Below are 1,715 nucleotides of genomic sequence, written 5' to 3' on the forward strand. Positions count from 1 at the left end.
GATTGTCCTCATTGGCGCGACGGCGTCACACCAGTCCCTGTTCGCGCAGGCTGACGATCCCGGCGCGCAGCCGCCCGGCGGAGGCGGCGGGGGAGCGCCCGGACCGCCGGGCGGCGGAGGCGGCGGGCCGTCGCCACGCGGGCCATCGGGGCCGCCGGGACCACGCGGACCGCCCGGCGGGGGCGGCGGCGGGCCGACCGGCACGACCGACCCATTGGGATCGACCAGATATTGCGCGTGCATGATCCCGTCGTCGAACCGGCCCTGCACCATCACATTGCTGCCGACCGAGGGCACCACATCGCGCGACCCGGCGACCATCGCGCGGCCCGTGCCGTCCTGCACCACGAACCGGTCGCCGAACACTTCGGCGACGCGCCCCTTGGCGGTGACGATACCGCTGGTCGAGGACAGCCTGGCGATCGGCGTCGGGCTGGCGGGGGCCATGGTGACGGTCGGCCGGGTCATCGAGACCGCGGCGGCACCGCCCCCCGCCCCCAGGGCGATCAGGACGGCGGCGGCGACGGCCAGCGGGGCTTTGCCCTGAGGGCGGAAATTCGAAACATTCCATCGAGACATGGTCTGAGGCTCCTTGGTTGATGCCCCGCTTTTAGGTGATTCGGCCCGATGCCCGCTGAACCGCGCGGTTCAGATTGGGTTTAAGCTGTGCGAGGATAGCGGGCCGCACGCAGGCCATCAGGGGGAAGACATCAGCGTCATGCGGATATTGCTGGTCGAGGATGATGCCGCGCTGGGCCCCGCCATCGCGCGTGCCTTGCGGGCGGAGAATTGCGCGGTCGACCTGATCGACAATGGCCTGGACGCGGGCCATGCGGGCGACACCGAAATCTATGACGCCGCCGTGCTCGACCTGGGCCTGCCCGATGGCGACGGCATGACCCTGCTCAAGGCATGGCGCGAGGCGGGCCGCGCCCTGCCCGTGCTGATCCTGACCGCGCGCGACGGCTGGTCGGACAAGGTCGCGGGGTTCAAGGCGGGGGCCGACGATTACCTGACCAAGCCCTTCCGCGTCGAGGAACTGGTCATGCGACTGCGCGCGCTGGTCCGCCGCGCGGCGGGCCATGCCCAGCCGCGCCTGACCTGCGGCCCCCTGTCCTTCGACAGCCAGACGGGACAATTCGAGCTGGACGGCCTGCCGCTGAAGCTGACCGCCTTCGAATGGCGCGTGCTGTCCGCGCTGATGCTGCGCAAGGAGGCGGTCATCCCCCGGCTGGAATTGCTGGAGCGGGTCTATGAGGGCGATGCCGATGTCGATTCCAACAGTCTGGAGGTGATCGTCGGACGGCTGCGCAAGAAGATCGGCGCGGACCTGATCGAGACGGTGCGCGGCCTCGGCTATCGCCTGACCGCCGGGGATGCGAGTTGAAGCTGCCACGGTCGATCCATGGCCGGATGATCCTGATCTCCGGCGTTGCGATCCTGTTCGCGCTGCTGCTCGCCGGATGGGGGCTGACCCGCGCGCTGGAGGGGATCGTGACGCGCGGGCTGGACCAGCGGCTGGACTCGGAGATCGCGCTGCTCGCTGCCGCCGTCGATCCGCAAGGGCGGGTGGACCGTGACCGGATCGCCTCGCGCCGGGGCTTGCTGGAGCCCGAACCCGGTTGGCGCTGGCGGATCGCGGGGCCCACCGGGATTTTGGGGTCGGGGGATTTTCCGCCCCTCACCGCACCGCCGCCCCCCGGTCGCCAAGGCCC

Annotated in this window: 2 protein-coding genes and 1 pseudogene; 2 read left to right on the forward strand and 1 reads right to left on the reverse strand. The window is 70.8% G+C overall.

Translation table 11 applies throughout. From position 1 onward, the window contains the following. A partial coding sequence (locus SM191_RS19410) for a hypothetical protein (protein WP_341507639.1) occupies window positions 1-579 on the reverse strand: 579 nt, incomplete at its 3' end. 139 nt (window positions 580-718) lie between these two features. Here SM191_RS19410 and SM191_RS19415 point away from each other — a divergent pair. After that, the gene (locus SM191_RS19415; RefSeq protein WP_341507640.1) at window positions 719-1,387 is read left to right on the forward strand and encodes a response regulator transcription factor; all 669 of its coding nucleotides are present in this window, start codon (window positions 719-721) and stop codon (window positions 1,385-1,387) included. Beyond that, a pseudogene (locus SM191_RS19420) lies at window positions 1,384-1,715 on the forward strand (ATP-binding protein); the annotation flags it as partial. The gene SM191_RS19415 and the pseudogene SM191_RS19420, both read left to right, overlap by 4 nt.

Origin of the sequence: Sphingomonas sp. 2378, from assembly GCF_038084995.1 — a bacterium.
Taxonomy (GTDB): domain Bacteria; phylum Pseudomonadota; class Alphaproteobacteria; order Sphingomonadales; family Sphingomonadaceae; genus Sphingomonas.